Source organism: Streptomyces sp. NPDC021093, from assembly GCF_044333135.1.
Classification (GTDB): domain Bacteria; phylum Actinomycetota; class Actinomycetes; order Streptomycetales; family Streptomycetaceae; genus Streptomyces.
This window is the reverse complement of the sequence record NZ_JBIRQJ010000008.1, coordinates 100999-116825: the sequence shown is the minus strand read 5'-3', so window position 1 is coordinate 116825 and position 15827 is coordinate 100999. Positions and strand designations below refer to the sequence as shown.

The 15827-nt window shown below is 71.2% G+C and carries 18 protein-coding genes; 8 read left to right on the top strand and 10 right to left on the bottom strand.

The genetic code is table 11. From position 1 onward, the window contains the following. The first annotated feature begins 200 nt into the window (after positions 1 to 200). Positions 201 to 911, top strand: coding sequence for a lysophospholipid acyltransferase family protein (locus ACH4SP_RS25585; protein WP_398417884.1), 711 nt, complete (start codon positions 201 to 203; stop codon positions 909 to 911). 110 nt (positions 912 to 1021) lie between these two features. On the opposite strand, the gene ACH4SP_RS25580 is transcribed toward ACH4SP_RS25585, so the two are convergent. The 8 genes from ACH4SP_RS25580 to ACH4SP_RS25545 form a co-directional block, all read right to left on the bottom strand. Continuing rightward, positions 1022 to 2638, bottom strand: a complete 1617-nt coding sequence (locus ACH4SP_RS25580) for an alpha/beta hydrolase (RefSeq protein ID WP_398417883.1) — start codon at positions 2636 to 2638, stop codon at positions 1022 to 1024. Between the two features lie 202 nt (positions 2639 to 2840). Continuing rightward, a complete protein-coding gene (locus ACH4SP_RS25575; RefSeq protein ID WP_398417882.1) occupies positions 2841 to 3602 on the bottom strand; it encodes an urease accessory protein UreD in 762 nt (253 codons plus the stop codon). Continuing rightward, positions 3599 to 4291 carry an urease accessory protein UreG gene (ureG, locus tag ACH4SP_RS25570; protein WP_398417881.1) on the bottom strand — a complete coding sequence of 231 codons (693 nt, stop codon included), beginning with the start codon at positions 4289 to 4291 and terminating at the stop codon, positions 3599 to 3601. Before ureG ends, ACH4SP_RS25575 begins: the two co-directional genes overlap by 4 nt. 70 nt (positions 4292 to 4361) lie before the next feature. Further along, positions 4362 to 5009, bottom strand: a complete 648-nt coding sequence (locus ACH4SP_RS25565) for an urease accessory protein UreF (protein ID WP_398418372.1) — start codon at positions 5007 to 5009, stop codon at positions 4362 to 4364. Between the two features lie 235 nt (positions 5010 to 5244). After that, a complete protein-coding gene (locus ACH4SP_RS25560) occupies positions 5245 to 7011 on the bottom strand; it encodes an urease subunit alpha (protein WP_398417880.1) in 1767 nt (588 codons plus the stop codon). Beyond that, complete coding sequence (locus tag ACH4SP_RS25555) at positions 7004 to 7315, bottom strand: urease subunit beta (RefSeq protein WP_398417879.1); 312 nt, start codon at positions 7313 to 7315, stop codon at positions 7004 to 7006. Before ACH4SP_RS25555 ends, ACH4SP_RS25560 begins: the two co-directional genes overlap by 8 nt. 17 nt (positions 7316 to 7332) lie before the next feature. Continuing rightward, positions 7333 to 7635 (bottom strand): urease subunit gamma, encoded by a 303-nt coding sequence (locus tag ACH4SP_RS25550; RefSeq protein WP_362415799.1) that lies wholly within the window; start codon positions 7633 to 7635, stop codon positions 7333 to 7335. A 155-nt stretch (positions 7636 to 7790) separates the two neighbouring features. Then, positions 7791 to 8099: a type II toxin-antitoxin system Phd/YefM family antitoxin gene (locus ACH4SP_RS25545; RefSeq protein WP_398417878.1), complete on the bottom strand. Its 309-nt coding sequence runs from the start codon at positions 8097 to 8099 to the stop codon at positions 7791 to 7793. Positions 8100 to 8187: 88 nt separating this feature from the next. Here ACH4SP_RS25545 and ACH4SP_RS25540 point away from each other — a divergent pair, with 88 nt between their 5' ends. From ACH4SP_RS25540 to ACH4SP_RS25530, 3 genes are all read left to right on the top strand, one after another. Further along, positions 8188 to 8820: an ATP-dependent Clp protease proteolytic subunit gene (locus tag ACH4SP_RS25540; protein ID WP_398417877.1), complete on the top strand. Its 633-nt coding sequence runs from the start codon at positions 8188 to 8190 to the stop codon at positions 8818 to 8820. A gap of 8 nt (positions 8821 to 8828) precedes the next feature. Further along, complete coding sequence (locus ACH4SP_RS25535; protein ID WP_398417876.1) at positions 8829 to 9137, top strand: hypothetical protein; 309 nt, start codon at positions 8829 to 8831, stop codon at positions 9135 to 9137. Between the two features lie 363 nt (positions 9138 to 9500). Further along, positions 9501 to 9980, top strand: coding sequence for a C40 family peptidase (locus tag ACH4SP_RS25530; RefSeq protein WP_398417875.1), 480 nt, complete (start codon positions 9501 to 9503; stop codon positions 9978 to 9980). 78 nt (positions 9981 to 10058) lie between these two features. Here ACH4SP_RS25530 and ACH4SP_RS25525 read toward each other — a convergent pair whose 3' ends face one another. Beyond that, complete coding sequence (locus tag ACH4SP_RS25525; RefSeq protein ID WP_398417874.1) at positions 10059 to 10490, bottom strand: ATP-binding protein; 432 nt, start codon at positions 10488 to 10490, stop codon at positions 10059 to 10061. A gap of 237 nt (positions 10491 to 10727) precedes the next feature. On the opposite strand from ACH4SP_RS25525, the gene ACH4SP_RS25520 reads away from it, so the two are divergent. Beyond that, positions 10728 to 11576: a helix-turn-helix domain-containing protein gene (locus tag ACH4SP_RS25520; protein WP_398417873.1), complete on the top strand. Its 849-nt coding sequence runs from the start codon at positions 10728 to 10730 to the stop codon at positions 11574 to 11576. 76 nt (positions 11577 to 11652) lie between these two features. Further along, positions 11653 to 11877, top strand: coding sequence for a DUF397 domain-containing protein (locus ACH4SP_RS25515; protein WP_398417872.1), 225 nt, complete (start codon positions 11653 to 11655; stop codon positions 11875 to 11877). 30 nt (positions 11878 to 11907) lie between these two features. Here ACH4SP_RS25515 and ACH4SP_RS25510 read toward each other — a convergent pair whose 3' ends face one another. Beyond that, positions 11908 to 13095, bottom strand: a complete 1188-nt coding sequence (locus tag ACH4SP_RS25510; protein WP_398418371.1) for an 8-amino-7-oxononanoate synthase — start codon at positions 13093 to 13095, stop codon at positions 11908 to 11910. Positions 13096 to 13268: 173 nt separating this feature from the next. Between ACH4SP_RS25510 and bioB the strand changes: the two genes are divergently transcribed. Beyond that, positions 13269 to 14429, top strand: a complete 1161-nt coding sequence (gene bioB, locus ACH4SP_RS25505; protein WP_398417871.1) for a biotin synthase BioB — start codon at positions 13269 to 13271, stop codon at positions 14427 to 14429. Then, positions 14422 to 15735, top strand: coding sequence for an adenosylmethionine--8-amino-7-oxononanoate transaminase (locus tag ACH4SP_RS25500; RefSeq protein WP_398417870.1), 1314 nt, complete (start codon positions 14422 to 14424; stop codon positions 15733 to 15735). Before bioB ends, ACH4SP_RS25500 begins: the two co-directional genes overlap by 8 nt. Positions 15736 to 15827 lie beyond the last annotated feature (92 nt).

Sequence of the window (15827 nt, the reverse complement as noted above, 5' to 3'; positions counted from 1 at the left end):
TCCGCATCCGCACCCCGCTCGCACCCCGCCCACCGAGATCGATCCCCCAACGGATCAGGACAGAACATCGAGTCGGCACCGGAACGGCCGCGCATGGTTACCCGGGACGGGACCCGCCCCTACACTGAGCGCCCCCGAAACAAGCCCTGACCAGCACAGGACAGCCCACAGGGCGATCCGTCACCAGAGGGAGCAACCGGGTGTTCTATTACGTGCTCAAGCATGTCGTCCTCGGACCGCTGCTGAGACTTCTGTTCCGCCCCCGGATCGAGGGGCTGCGGCACATTCCCGCGGCCGGGGCGGCGATCGTCGCGGGCAATCACCTGTCGTTCTCGGACCACTTCCTGATGCCCGCCGTACTGAAGCGGAGAATCACCTTCCTCGCCAAGGCGGAGTACTTCACCGGGCCCGGGGTGAAGGGGCGGCTGACGGCCGCGTTCTTCCGCAGCGCGGGGCAGATTCCGGTCGACAGATCCGGCAAGGAGGCAGGGAAGGCGGCCGTGCGGGAGGGGCTCGGGGTGCTCGCGAAGGACGAGTTGCTGGGGATCTACCCGGAGGGCACGCGCTCGCACGACGGGCGCCTGTACAAGGGCAAGGTCGGCGTCGCGGTGATGGCGATCAGGGCGGGTGTCCCGGTGGTGCCGTGCGCGATGGTGGGGACGTTCGAGATCCAGCCGCCGGGGCGGAAGATCCCGAAGGTCAAGCGGGTGACGATCCGGTTCGGGGAGCCGCTGGACTTCTCGCGGTTCGCCGGCATGGAGAACGAGAAGACGGCGCTGCGGGCCGTCACCGACGAGATCATGTACGCGATCCTGAACCTGTCGGGGCAGGAGTACGTCGACCGGTACGCGGCCGAAGTGAAGGCCGAACAGGCCGCACAGGGACGGAAGTTCCCGCGCCTTCGGCACTGAGCCGGAGAACATCGCGTGGGAGAACACCGTGCAGGGGACGGCCGGTGGGAGAGCACCGGCCGCCCCCGGTTCGGGCGGACTGTCGCCAGCCAGGAGCTACGGCTCGGTCGCTACGGCTTCGGCGTGGCGTGCGGGGCGCACGTCACGTCACGGCTGTCCAGCTTGCCGCTGAGCAGATAGGCCTCGACCTTGCCGTTGAGGCACGGGTTCTCCAGGTTGGTGATGCCGTGCGAGCCCGCGTCGCGCTCGGTGATCAGGCGCGAACCCTTGAAGCGCTTGTGCAGCTCCACCGCACCGGCGTACGGCGTGGCCGCGTCCCGGGTCGACTGGGCGATCAGCACCGGAGGAAGACCCTTGTTGGTCTTCACCTCCGTGGCGTGCTGCTGCGGGGCGCCCCAGGTGGCGCAGGGCAGGTTCATCCAGGCGTTGGACCAGGTGAGGAAGGGGTACTTCTCGTGCAGCCGGGTGTTGTCCCGGTCCCACTTCTTCCAGCTGGTCGGCCACTTGGCGTCGGCGCACTCGACCGCCGTGTAGACGGCGTTGGAGTTCTCCGAGGCGATGTTGCCCGCGGTGTCCTCCGGGTGCGGTCCCGCCTTGTCGACGAGGGGCGCCGGGTCACCCTTGAGGTACTTGCTCCAGGTGGCCGCGACGTTCGCCCAGGCGGAGTCGTAGTACGGCGCGCTCTGGAAGAAGATGACCAGCTCCTGCGGGCCGACGACTCCGCCCACGGGGTTCTTCTTGGCCGTGGCGCGCAGCTTCTCCCACTGCTGCTGGACCTTCTCGACGGTGTTGCCGATGTGGTAGGTCGCGTCGTTCTCGGCGACCCACTTCATCCAGTCCTTCCAGCGGCCCTCGAAGGCGATGTCCTGGTCGAGGTTGACCTCGTACCAGATCTTCTTCGTGGACGGGTTGACGACGCTGTCGAGGACCATGCGGCGCACGTGCGACGGGAAGAGCGTGCCGTAGACGGCGCCCAGGTAGGTGCCGTACGAGACGCCCAGGTAGTTGAGCTTCTTGTCGCCGAGCGCGGCCCGGACGACGTCCAGGTCGCGTGCCGTGTTCGGGGTGGTCATGTGCGGCAGCATCCAGCCGCTGCGCTCCTTGCAGCCGGCCGCGTACTCGGCGGCGAGCTTGCGCTGGGCGCGCTTGTCGGCCTCGCTGTCGGGGACCGGGTCGGCCTTCGGCGCCTTGACGTACTCCTGCGGGTCGACGCAGGAGATCGGGGTCGACTTTCCGACTCCGCGCGGGTCGAAGCCCACCAGGTCGTACGCCTTGGCGGCGCCCGCCCAGATCTTGCTCTTGGTGACGACCCGGCGCGGGAACTTGAGGCCGGAGCCACCGGGACCGCCCGGGTTGTAGACCAGCGAGCCCTGCCGGTCCTTCTTGGAACCGGTGTTGCCGATCTTGTCGACAGCGATCTGGATCTGCTTGCCGTACGGCTTCCTGTAGTCCAGCGGGACCGTGACGTAGCCGCACTTGATGGGCTTCTCCAGGCCCCAGTCGGCCGGGCAGTCCTTCCAGTCGATGCCATGCCTGGCGGCCCTGTCGGCGGCCACCTTCACGCCGTACGCTTCCGAACTCCCGCCGTGGGAAAGGCTGTTGGAGCCCTGATTGGCCTGCTTGGTCTGTCCTGGGTCTGCGGTCGCGGCCGGTGCGGCCATCGCGCCCGCTATGAGCGTGCCCGCGAGCAGTGTGCCGGCCGAACCGAGCACTGCGGTGCGTCGCAAGTGGACCTCCCCCTGTGAGTTTCCTTGAGTCCCCGGAAACGGGTGTGGGCGGCATCCTTCCGCCCGGAGGGACGCCGCGAACAGACCGTACTGGTGTTTCTTTGCCGAACCAATAACCGGTGCGAGATGTCCCGCTCAGCGGTACGTCCCGACCGGCAGTACGCCCCGATCGGCGGTACGTCCCGATCGGCGGTGCTCCGGGTCAGGCCGCCGGCCGGCCCGCCGCCTGCGACGCCAGTACGTCGTCCAGGATCAGCCGCAGTTCCCTGGCGTCCGCCGCCACCGCCGTCACGAGTACGGCGGGCCCCGCGAGCGGCGTCAGCACCGCGGTCTCGCCGAGCAGCCGGGGACTCCGCTCCGCGTGCGCCAGCCGCTCGTCCACCACGAGCAGCTGGCCGACCGCCCGGTGGCCGCCCAGGACCGCGCCGCCGTCCCAGCCGCCCGGCGCGCCAGGACCGTACAGGAGCTCCTGGTCGAAGAGGGGGCGTCCGCCGCGGTGGACGGTGAGGCGGGTGAAGAGGGTGCCGGTGGACTCGCCGTGGCGGCCCAGGACCTGTTCCTCGCGGAGCACCAGACGGGCGGTGGGGGCGAGTTCGACCCGGGTGGTCATCCGCAGGTCGCTGCCGCACGCGGAGATCAGCTGCTCCGGCAGCCAGCGCAGCTCCGCGTCCCGACCCACCGTCAGCCGGACGTCGTAGTGGGCGGGTTCGAGGGTGCGGCCGGGCAGGGCGACGGTGGCGGCCGCCGCGTCGACGGTCAGCCGGGCACCTTCCAGGACCGCCGCCTCCACGGCGAGACGGTCACCGCCGAGCGGCGCGCTCATGGCGCCGACGACGGTGACCCTGCTGCTGCCGGGGCCGCCCGCGGATCTCGTACGGCGCAGGGCGAGCGGCCCGTCGCTCTCCAGGACCGGAAGCCGGCCGCCGGGGGCGGCCACGATCCGGGCGGTGGCGCGCAGGCTCATGCGGTACGGGCGGGGGCGGTCCAGGCGGCGAGCTGGGCGCGCACCCAGTCCGCGATCGGCCTGACGCCCTCGCCCGAGGTCAACGACGTGAAGGCGACGGGGAGTTCACCGCGCTGCTCCTTCGCGTCGCGGGCCATCCGTCCCAGGTCGGATCCGACGTACGGCGCGAGGTCCGTCTTGTTGACGACCAGGAGGTCGGCGGTGGTGACGCCGGGTCCGCCCTTGCGGGGGATGTCGTCGCCGCCCGCCACGTCGATGACGAAGACCTGCGCGTCGACGAGGCCCTTGGAGAAGGTGGCGGTGAGGTTGTCTCCGCCGGACTCGACGAGGATCAGGTCGAGCGGACCGACCTCGTCCTCCAGGTCCTCCACCGCTTCGAGGTTCGCGGAGATGTCGTCGCGGATCGCGGTGTGCGGGCAGGCCCCGGTCTCGACGGCCTGGATGCGCTCGGGCGGCAACACCGCGTTGCGCAGCAGGAATTCGGCGTCCTCGCGGGTGTAGATGTCGTTGGTGACGACGGCGAGGGAGAGCGTGTCGCGCAGCTCGCGGCAGAGCGCGGCGACGGTCGCGGTCTTGCCGGACCCGACGGGCCCGCCGAGCCCGATGCGCAGGGCGCGCCGGGTGCCGTCGGGGCGGTGGGCGTCGGCGCTGACGGCGGTGGTGTGGGAGTGGTCGTGGTCGAGGTGCATGGTGCGGCTCCTTGTTTCTTGCGTCCTGCGAATCCTGCGAGTCCTGCGAGCGCCGCGCTCCGTACGGGCGCTACGACGCGAAGAGGCGTACGGGCCAGGCCGCGTGCGCCTCCGCCGTGATGTCGAGCAGCGGGGCGGATGCGGCGGGCAGGGCGTCGATGCCCTCGTACGCCGCCAGCACCGCACGCTCGGCGACCCGGTCGAGCTCGGGGGCGAGCCGCGCGAGCACGCCGGTGGCTTCGAACGGGTCCAGGCTCAGCAGCCGTACGACCGCCGTCGCCGCCCCGCTGACACTTTCGTACGCGGCACAGTGCGCGGCGTCATCGGGCCCGAGCCCGGCGGAGCGGGCTGCGAGACCGAGTACGACGGGCTGGTGCGCGCCGCGCGGCCGGGCGGCGGCGAGCGCGTCCAGCTCGGTACAGGGCCAGGTGGCGCGGGCGGCCCGCATCATCTGCCGGCCGAGCTTGCGGGCGGTGGCCCGCAGCGCGGGCGACGGGGTCCGGGCGTCAGCGGCCTCGTCGAGGGCGAGCGGGTCGAGTCCGAGCGCGGCCGCCGCGGCCAGTCCTGCGGCGGTGAGCCCCGCCGTGTGCAGCCGCCCGCGACAGAACGAGGCGAGGTCCCGGTGGTCCCGGATCCGCCCGGCCTTGACCGCGGCCTCCGCCCCGCCGGAGTGCGCGTGCCCCCCGGCGGGAAACCGCCCGTCGGCGAGCACGAGCAGCGCGGCACGGGCACCGGGTACGGGCCGGGCACCGGGGCCGCGCGGGGCAGGGGCGGCGCCCGGTCGGCCCGTCGCCGGACCGACCGGCTGGGGCCGTCCGGTGGCGGGCCTGCCCGGCCCCGGTCCGGTGTTCGCGGCAGGGGCAGGGCCGGAGCCCCGTACACACTCCGCAGCCGGGAGTACGGCCGCACCGGAGGCCGTGCGCGCAGACAGTCGATCCATGTGCTGACGCCCCTCAGAAGAGGAAGTAGCGCTGGGCCATGGGCAGTTCGGCCGCCGGGGCCGGTTCCACCGGGTCTCCGTCGATGGTCACCGTGAAGGTGTCCGCGTCGACCTCGACGCGCGGCATCGCGTCGTTCTCCCGCATGTCCGCCTTGCTGACCCCTCGCGTGCTGGTGATCGGCACGAACGACTTGCCGACGCCGAAGCGTGCCCCCATCCGCTCCGCGAGACCGTCCTCGACCGCCGCCTCGGCGACGAAGTTGAAGGAGTTCGCGGCCGGGGCGCGCCCGGTCGCGCCGAACATCGGCCGGGGCAGGATCGGCTGCGGGGTGGGGATCGACGCGTTGGCGTCGCCCATCTGCGCGTACGCGATCTGGCCGCCCTTGATCACGAGCAGTGGCTTGACGCCGAAGAAGGCGGGCTCCCAGAGGACCAGGTCGGCGAGCTTGCCGGTCTCGACCGAGCCGATCTCGTGAGCGAGGCCCTGGGCGACGGCGGGGTTGATCGTGTACTTGGCGACGTACCGGCGTGCCCGGTGGTTGTCCGCGTGACCGTCCCCCGCCAGTGCGCCGCGCCGCTTCTTCATCACGTGGGCGGTCTGCCAGGTCCGCAGGATCACCTCGCCGACCCGGCCCATCGCCTGCGAGTCCGAGGAGATGATCGAGATCGCGCCGAGGTCGTGCAGGATGTCCTCGGCCGCGATGGTGGAGGGCCTGATGCGGGATTCCGCGAACGCCAGGTCCTCCGGGACCGCCGGGTTGAGATGGTGGCAGACCATCAGCATGTCGAGGTGTTCGTCGAGCGTGTTGAGGGTGTGCGGCCGGGTCGGGTTGGTCGAGCTGGGCAGTACGTACGGCTCGGAGACGACCGTGATGATGTCCGGTGCGTGCCCGCCGCCCGCGCCCTCGGTGTGGTAGGCGTGGATGGTGCGGCCCGCGATGGCGGCGAGGGTGTCGCCGACGAACCCGGCCTCGTTCAACGTGTCGGTGTGGATGGCGAGTTGGGCGCCTGTCTCGTCGCAGACGCTGAGACAGGCGTCGATGACGGCGGGGGTCGCGCCCCAGTCCTCGTGGATCTTGAATCCGAGCGCGCCGCCGCGGAGCTGGGCGTGCATGGCCTCGCGGGACATGGTGTTGCCCTTGCCGAGCAGCCCGATGTTCACCGGGTACTGCTCCAGCGCGGCGAACATCCGGGCCAGGTGCCAGCCGCCGGGCGTGACGGTGGTCGCCTTGGAGCCCTCGGCGGGTCCGGTGCCGCCGCCGACGAGGGTGGTGATGCCGGAGGAGAGCGCCTGCTCGACGACGGTCGGCGAGATGAAGTGGACGTGCGCGTCGATGGCGCCCGCGGTGACGATGCGGCCGTTGCCCGCGATGATCTCGGTCTCGGGGCCGATCACGAGGTCGGGGTGTACCCCGTCCATGGTGTCCGGATTCCCTGCTTTGCCGATGCCGGTGATGCGGCCGTCGCGGATGCCGAGGTCGGCCTTGACGACGCCCCAGTGGTCGAGGACGACGACGCCGGTGATGACGGTGTCGGGCGCTCCTTCGGCGCGGGTCGTACGGGCCTGGCCCATGGACTCGCGGATGACCTTGCCGCCGCCGAACACCGCCTCGTCGCCCGCGAGTCCTGGCCCGCCGGAGCGGTCCTCCTCGATCTCGACGAGCAGGTCGGTGTCGGCGAGCCGGATGCGGTCGCCGGTGGTGGGGCCGAACAGGTCGGCGTACCCGGCGCGGGAGATCCCGGGGTGCGCGGAGTCCCGGGTGCGTACGGACTCAGCCATCGAGGGCACCGCCAATCTCCCCGCGCAGTCCGGCGACGATGCGCCGGCCGCCGAGGGGAACGAGTTCGACGTCGACGGGGATGCCGGGCTCGAAGCGCACGGCCGTACCGGCGGCGATGTTCAGCCGCAGGCCGCGGGCGGCGGCGCGGTCGAAGTCGAGACCGGGGTTGGCCTCGGCGAAGTGGTAGTGGGAGCCGACCTGGACGGGCCGGTCGGCGGCGTTGAGGACGGTGAGGCGGGTGACGGGGCGGCCCTCGTTGAGGAGGACGGGCGCGTCGGCGTACAGGATCTCGCCGGGGATCATCGGTGGGCGCTTCCCCGTCACTGGATCGGCTCGTGGACGGTGACGAGCTTGGTGCCGTCCGGGAAGGTCGCCTCGACCTGTACGTCGTGGATCATCTCGGGGATGCCGTCCATGACTTCGTCGCGGTGCAGCACCTTGCGGCCCGAGGACATGAGCTGGGCGACGGTGTGGCCGTCGCGGGCGCCTTCGAGGATGTGCGAGGTGATGAGGGCGACCGCCTCGGGGTGGTTGAGCCTCACCCCGCGGGCCCTGCGCTTCTCGGCCACGTCCGCGGCCACATGGATGAGCAGTCGTTCCTGTTCGTGCGGGGTCAGCTGCACGGGTCCACACCTCACAGTCCTCGCGCCGGGCCACCCGGCCCGGCTGTCGCGGTCACCACGACGGACATAGGTGTATCACCCATCTAGCAAAGGACATGCAAAGCCCGAGCAAGGGTCATCACCAGGGCTTTCCGTCAGGTGCCCTCATAACGAGGCTAGTTGTGCGGAGTTTCCGTCGCGTTAACTCCACCGCCGTGCTCGCCGCGGTATTCGGCGGCGATGCCGAACCGGCGGCGTTCGCCCGGAGCGGACGTGATCGAGCCGACCGACGAGACGGAACTGACCACCGAATCCTCGGCCTGTTCCGGTTCGCTCTCCAGTCGTTCCAGGTCAGCGGCGGAGACCAGGGCGACGAGCGGCTTCCCGTGCCGTGTCACGACCACCCGCTCCCCGCCGTACACGACGCGGTTGATCAGGTCGGCGAGCTCTGCGCGGGCTTGCGTCACCGGAATCTCGTAGGTCATGCTCACCATCGTACTGAACGTACGTCCTGTACATTTTTTACAGAGGTGGCAGCCGCCTGCTGCCTGCCGCAGCCCGAGGGAGCGCGCCATGATCCAGCCGTCCGCCCGATACGTCCTGCCCTCGTTCACCGAACGCACCAGCACGGGGACCCGCACCCTCGATCCGTACTCGAAGATGCTCGGCGAGCGGATCGTCTTCCTCGGGACACCCGTCGACGACGCCGCGGCGAACGACATCGCCGCACAGTTCATGTACCTGGAGCACGACGCCCCCGACCGGGACATCTCGCTCTACATCAACTCCCCCGGCGGCTCGTACACCGCGATGTCGGCGATCTACGACACGCTCCAGTTCGTGACCTGCGACGTGGAGACGATCTGCCTGGGCCAGGCCCTGGACGCCGCGGCCGTGCTCCTCGCGGCCGGCACCCCCGGCAAGCGGCTCGCGCTGCCCGGCGCCCGGATCGCCCTCAGCCAGCCCTCGCTGGACGAGCCCGCCCAGGGGCAGGCGTCCGACCTGGAGATCCAGGCGCGGGAAATGGTGCGGCTGCGCTCGATGACGGCGGGGATGCTGGCCCGGCACACGGGCAGGACCGCCGAGCAGGTCGAGGCCGAATTCGACCGCACCCGGATCCTCGACGCCGAGGCCGCCCTCGGATACGGACTGGTGGACCGGATCGTCGCGAACCGCCGGGGCGTCACCGCCCCCGCCTCCCGGTGAGCGGTCGGATGCTGCCGCCCGAGCTGCCGCCGCTGCCCGCGCTGACGCGGGCCGAGTGCGACTTCCTGGACAGCTATCTGGAGGTCGTCGACTCGCTGGGCCGGATCAACCCGTCCCGCGGCACGGACACTTACGGCGCCCTGCGCGCCGCGCAGGCCCTCGTCGGCCGGGCGACGGCACTGCGTGACGCGCTCACCCTGATGCACGAGCGGGGCGAGACCTCCCTCCACTCCGGCACGCTCGTCCGGGCGCTGCGCGTACTGGACGGAGAGCGGCGGGCCGGACGCCTCACCGTGCCGCCGGAGCAGGCGAGTTGATCATCGGGGGCCGTCACCGGGCGGGCACACCTGCACCAGGACGCATCCCCCGTTCGGCCCAGTCCCGGCTACCCCGTCCGCACTGATCGAGTTGCACAGTTCGTCCGGAGCACGATCGGAATGATCTGTTCCAGTGCTGGTGCGGGCCTCCTCGCAGGCCGACACCAAGGAGCGGAACGGCCTTTGTCCACCCGAACGGCTCAGTGGTGAGGAGCCTCACAAACACCCCTTCTCGCTCGGAAACCAGGCGTTCACCGGGTCAAGATCCGTGGGACGACAAGCCCCCGCCGTCGTGGCGGGGCGGTCCTGGCCGGCGCCGCACCTCGGGCGCCGCCGGGACGTCTGGTCGACGAAGGGTTGCGCATGACCGCGCACATGCACGCACCTGTTCCGTCGCTGATCGCCAGGGCCTCCATCGCATCGGCCCTCACCCTCGCCGTAGTGGGCGCCCCGCTCCTGATCCCCGGAGCCGCCCCCGAGGCCGAGGCCGCGACGCTCGCGACGAAAGCGCTCCAGATCGCCGCCTCCAAGCGTGGTTCGCCGTACAAGTACGGGGCCAGCGGCCCGTACCGCTTCGACTGCTCGGGCCTGACGCTGTACTCGTTCAAGAAGGCGGGCAAGAGTCTGCCGCGCTCGGCGCAGTCGCAGTACAACAAGACCCGGCACATCTCCGCCTCGGTGCGCACCCGCGGTGACCTGGTGTTCTTCCACCACGGACGCAACGTCTACCACGTCGGCATCTACGCGGGCAGCAACAAGATCTGGCACTCGCCGAGGCGGGGCACGGTGGTGCGGCTGGAACGGATCTGGTCGAAGAGCGTGTGGTACGGCCGGGTGAGGTGACGGGCAGTCACCTCATGCGTGTCGGCGGCGTGTTGGTCAACTCTCCGGCACGCCGCCGGCTTCGCTCCCGGGGTACGCCTATCTCTGCACCGCTGCGATCCAGGGCAGTGCGATCCACACCGTCTTGCCGCCCTCCGCGGTGGGCGTGACCGACAGCCGGCCCCCGCACTCCGCCGTGAGGGAACGGATGATCACCATGCCTCGCCCGTTGTCCTGCTGGACGGCGGCGGGCAGCCGCTGGGGCCAGCGCGGATGGCTGTCCGTGACGCCGATGCGCAACTGCTCGTCCCGCTCCAGTTGGACGTCCACCGTGAAGGTGGGCGACTGGCCGAAGGTGTGCTGCACGGCGTTGGTCGCCAGCTCCGAGACGATCAGCCGGATGGTGTCGGCCGCCTCGGAATCCGTCGACAGGCCCCATTCGGCCAGTACTTCGGCGACGTATCTCCGGGCTGTGGACACCGAAGCTGGATCGCTCGGCAGGGTGACGGATACTTCCTGGTGGTCAGCCATGGCGACGTTGTCCCTTTCCCACCGGGGCCGGACTCGGAACTCGGACGCGAACTGTGCGGGAGCGGCCCCGGACCCGTTCCGCGCCAGAGTGTCACTCATGGTGGCGCCACCGGCGGCGTTCCTCCCAGACATACATATATCTGCCACTCGATGTAGTGAACTCTGCTACGCGGAAACGTATATGACCGGCAGACTGGCCCTCGGCGGGGAGCCATGGAACGCGCGATAGGAGTCGTCATGCGACACGGTCCCGCGGTGCGCCGGCGCAAGCTCGGGGAAGAATTGCGCAAGTTGCGCGACAGGGCCGGGCTCACCAGTCCGGAGGCCGCGCGGCTCGTCGGCTGGCACCAGTCGAAGGTCAGCCGGATCGAGACCGGGCACAGCGGTGCGAAACCGGAGGACGTGGCACTGCTGCTCTCGGCGTACGACGTCAAGGAGCCCCAACTGCGGTTGCTCCTTGAGGCGTTGGCCGAGACGTCCGGGGAGTCGGGCACCCAGTGGTGGCACGCCTACCGGGGTCTGCTGCCGCCCCAGTACCGGGACTTCATCAGCCTGGAGTCGCAGGCGTGCGCGGCGCGCACCCTCGAAACCTCGGTGGTCCCTGGGCTGTTGCAGACTCCGGACTACGCCCGGACGGTCACGAGGGCAACGTTGTCCGGACTCCCGGTGCGGAAGGTCGACTCCCTGGTGGAGGTGCGCCTGGCCCGGCAGGAGGTCCTGCGGGCGGCCTCGCCGCTGGCCCTGAGCGCCGTACTGGACGAGGCGGTGCTGCGCAGGACGGTGGGCGGCGAGCGGGTGATGAAGGAGCAGGTGCGGCATCTGCTGGAGGTGGCGGAGCTGCCTCATGTGCAGTTACAGGTGTTGCCCTTTGAGGCGGGTGCGCACATGGGTCTCACTGGGGCTTTCGTTATCTTCTCCTTTCCGAACATTGCAGATCTGGATGTGGTTGTTATTGACCACTTGGCGAGTAGCCTCTATCTGGAACGGAAAGAAGACCTTGGCCAGTACTCGGCCGCTTTCCAACGGATCCAGGCACAGGCCCTGCAACCCGGGGATTCCCTGAATCTGATCGCGGGCATCCGCTGACCCGCGTTTCACCCACGAAGTCCCACCAGGTTTCGCCCCACAACCCCATATCGGTGACGACGCGCAGGGAGGAACCATGTCCCCACACCTCGCGAACGTACCTTCCAGCCTGCAGTTGCAGGGCGCAGCGTGGCGCCGCAGCAGCCGCAGCACAGGCATGAACAACTGCGTCGAGACGGCGCCGGCCCACTGCGGCCTGCTGGCCGTCCGCGACTCGAAGCGGGTGCACCGCCCCGCCCTCCTCTTCAGCGCCGACGCCTGGTCCCGCTTCGTCGGCGCGCTCCGCACGGAGGCAGTGTGACGCACCGCCGCACCGTGAACTGACAGATCCTCAAGAAGCGGGTGCGGTACGGACGATGGTGTCCACCGCAGCCGCGATCTGGGCGTCCGTGAGGTCGGCCCTGGCCGTCAGCCGCAACCGGGAGATGCCGTCCGGCACGGAAGGCGGCCGGAAGCAGCCCACGCCGAGGCCTTCGGTGCGGCAGTCCGCCGCCCACCGCAGGGCCGCCTCCGCCGACGGGGCGCGCACGGAGACCACGGCAGCGTCCGGGCGCACCGCCGCGAGCCCGGCGGCGGTCAACTGCCGGTGCAGCGCGGCCGATACGTCGCGCGCGCGGGCGGCACGGCCCGGCTCCCGGCGCAGCAGCCGCAGACTCGCGAGGGCGGCTCCGGCGGCGGCGGGCGCGAGTCCTGTGTCGAAGATGAACGTACGGGCCGCGTTGACCAGGTGGTCGATGACGTGCGCCGGGCCGAGGACCGCGCCGCCCTGGCTGCCGAGGGACTTCGAGAGGGTGACGGTCGCGACCACGTCCGGTGCGCCCGCGAGGCCCGCGGCGTGCAGGGCGCCGCGTCCGCCGTCGCCGAGCACACCGAGGCCGTGGGCGTCGTCGACGACCAGTGCGGCACCGAACTCCCGTGCCACGGCGGCGAGTTCGGCGAGCGGTGCGGCGTCCCCGTCGACCGAGAAGACGGAGTCGGTGACCACGAGCGCCCGGCCGTCGGGCCCGTCGATGCCTGGCCCGTCGACGCCTGGCCCGTCGACGGCGTACCCGTCCAGAACCTTGTGCACCGCCTGCGGGTCGGCGTGCGGGACCACGGCGGTCTCGGCGCGGGACAGCCGGCAGCCGTCGACGATCGAGGCGTGGTTGCCCGCGTCGGAGACGATCAGGGATCCGCGGGCGGTCAGCGCGGTGAGTGCGGCCAGGTTGGCCGCGTAGCCGGAGGACAGTACGAGGGCGGCCTCGAAGCCGGTGAACTCGGCGAGCTCCCGCTCCAGTTCGGCGTGCAGTGCGGTGCTGCCGGTGACGAGCCGCGACCCGGTGGCGCCCGCCCCCCAGCGCTCCGCCGCTCCGGCCGCGGCCCCGACCGTCTCCGGGTGGCGGGTCAGGCCGAGGTAGTCGTTGCTCGCGAGGTCGAGGACGGGACTGTCCGCGGGGCGCGGGCGCAGCGTCCTGACGAGCCCGGCGCGGGCACGGCGGGCGGCCTCCTCCTCGATCCAGCCGAAGGGGTGCGCGGGCATGGTGCGGTCGGGCATGGTGGGGACCCTCCGGTGGGGCAGCACTTTGTAGGCAGCCCACAGACACTAGCCGGACCGCACCCCCGTCAGGGTGTGGCAATACCCACACCTCGAACCCGCGCTGTTGTCCGGATCCTCCTTGGCCAGGGGCCGTGCCGTAGGTCAGGATCATGCTCATGGACCTGCTGAACACACTGGTGGAGAAGGGGCTGGCGCGCGAGCTGCCGACCCGCGAAGAAGCGCTCGCCGTCCTGGCGACGACCGACGACGAACTGCTCGACGTGGTGGCCGCGGCCGGCAAGGTGCGCCGCCGGTGGTTCGGGCGGCGGGTGAAGCTCAACTACCTCGTCAACCTCAAGTCCGGGCTCTGCCCCGAGGACTGCTCGTACTGCTCGCAGCGGCTCGGTTCCAAGGCCGAGATCCTCAAGTACACCTGGCTGAAGGCGGACGAGGCGTCGCAGGCGGCGGCCGCGGGTGTCGCGGGCGGCGCGAAGCGGGTCTGCCTGGTGGCGAGCGGGCGCGGCCCCACGGACAGGGACGTGGACCGGGTCTCGAAGACCATCGAGGCGATCAAGGAAGCGAACGAGGGCGTCGAGGTCTGCGCCTGCCTCGGCCTGCTCTCCGAAGGCCAGGCGGAGCGGCTGCGGTCCGCGGGCGCCGACGCGTACAACCACAACCTCAACACGTCGGAGTCGACGTACGGGGACATCACCACCACGCACACCTACGCGGACCGCGTCGAGACCGTCCAGCAGGCCCAGGCCGCGGGCCTCTCGGCCTGCTCCGGGCTGATCGCGGGCATGGGCGAGTCCGACGCGGACCTGGTCGACGTCGTCTTCTCGCTGCGCGAGCTCGACCCGGACTCGGTACCGGTCAACTTCCTCATCCCGTTCGAGGGGACGCCGCTCGCCAAGGAGTGGAACCTCACGCCGCAGCGGGCGCTGCGCATCCTGGCGATGGTGCGGTTCGTCTGCCCGGACGTGGAGGTACGGCTCGCGGGCGGCCGCGAGGTGCATCTGCGGACGATGCAGCCGCTCGCCCTGCACCTGGTCAACTCCATCTTCCTGGGCGACTACCTGACCAGCGAGGGCCAGGCGGGCCAGGCGGACCTGGAGATGATCGCGGACGCGGGCTTCGAGGTGGAGGGCACGGACACGACGACACTGCCGGAGCACCGGGCGGGCGGCGGGTGCGGTTCGGTGTGCGGCGGCGAGGAGGCCTCGGCGTGCGGTACGGGTGAGGCTGCGGCCGTGCCCGCCGCCCGCGAGGAGGCCCGTACGGATCTGGTGGCGGTACGCAGGCGGGGTGCCGGAACGGACCTGGCGCCCAATGCCTGAACAGCACCTCGTGCGCGACCGGCAGCTCTCCCCCGACGAGCTGCTGCGCCTTGACCGGGAGCACGTCTGGCATCCGTACGGTCCGATGCCGGGCCGCGCCGAGCCGCTCGTCGTGGAGTCCGCGTCGGGGGTGCGGCTGCGGCTGGCCCGGCCGGCCCACGGCAGGACCGAGCTGATCGACGGCATGTCGTCGTGGTGGTCGGCGGTGCACGGCTACAACCACCCCGTCCTCAACAAGGCGGTGACGGAGCAGCTGGGCCGGATGAGCCACGTGATGTTCGGCGGGCTCACCCACGAACCCGCGGTGCGGCTGGCCGCCAGGCTTGTGGAGATCACCCCGGAGCCGCTGCGGCACGTGTTCCTCTCGGACTCGGGGTCGGTGGCCGTCGAGGTCGCGGTGAAGATGTGCCTCCAGTACTGGCGCTCGGTGGGCCGCCCGGCCAAGCAGCGGCTGCTGACCTGGCGCGGCGGCTACCACGGCGACACCTGGCAGCCGATGGCGGTGTGCGACCCCGACGGCGGCATGCACCAGCTGTGGCAGGGGGTCCTGCCGCGCCAGCTCTTCGTGCGGGAACCTCCGGTGGAGTACGAGGAGGCGTACGCGGACGAGCTGCGGGCCGCCGTCGCACGCCACGCGGACGAGCTGGCGGCGGTGATCGTCGAGCCGGTGGTGCAGGGTGCGGGCGGCATGCGCTTCCACTCCCCCGAGTACCTGCGGGTGCTGCGTGAGGCCTGCGACGCCCACGACGTCCTGCTGGTCTTCGACGAGATCGCCACCGGCTTCGGCCGTACAGGAACGCTCTTCGCGGCCGACCAGGCGTCCGTCTCACCGGACGTGATGTGTCTCGGCAAGGCGCTGACCGGCGGCTATCTGACGATGGCGGCCACGCTGTGCACGTCGCGGGTGGCGGACGGCATCTCGCAGGGCGAGGTCCCGGTGCTCGCCCACGGTCCGACCTTCATGGCCAACCCCCTGGCGGCTGCGGTCGCCTGCGCGTCGATCGACCTGCTGCTCGGCCAGGACTGGCAGCAGGAGGTGAAGCGGCTGGAGGCGGGCCTGCGGGACGGGCTGGCGGAGACCGGGGCGCTGCCCGGCGTGCGGGAGGTGCGGGTCCTCGGCGGCATCGGAGTCGTACAGCTCGACCACGAGGTCGACATGGCCGCCGCGACGGAGGCGGCGGTACGGGAAGGGGTGTGGCTGCGCCCGTTCCGGGACCTCATCTACACCATGCCGCCGTACGTCACGAGCGACGAGGACCTGGCTCGGATCTGCGGCGCGGTGACAGCGGCGGCGACAGCGGGCTGAGGGGGGCGGGGCGGCACGGCTGGCGCCGGTGGGGGCGGGTGTCCCGGGCTGCGCCCGGTGCCCGGCTCCGCCGCGCGGGCCATGCGTCCAGG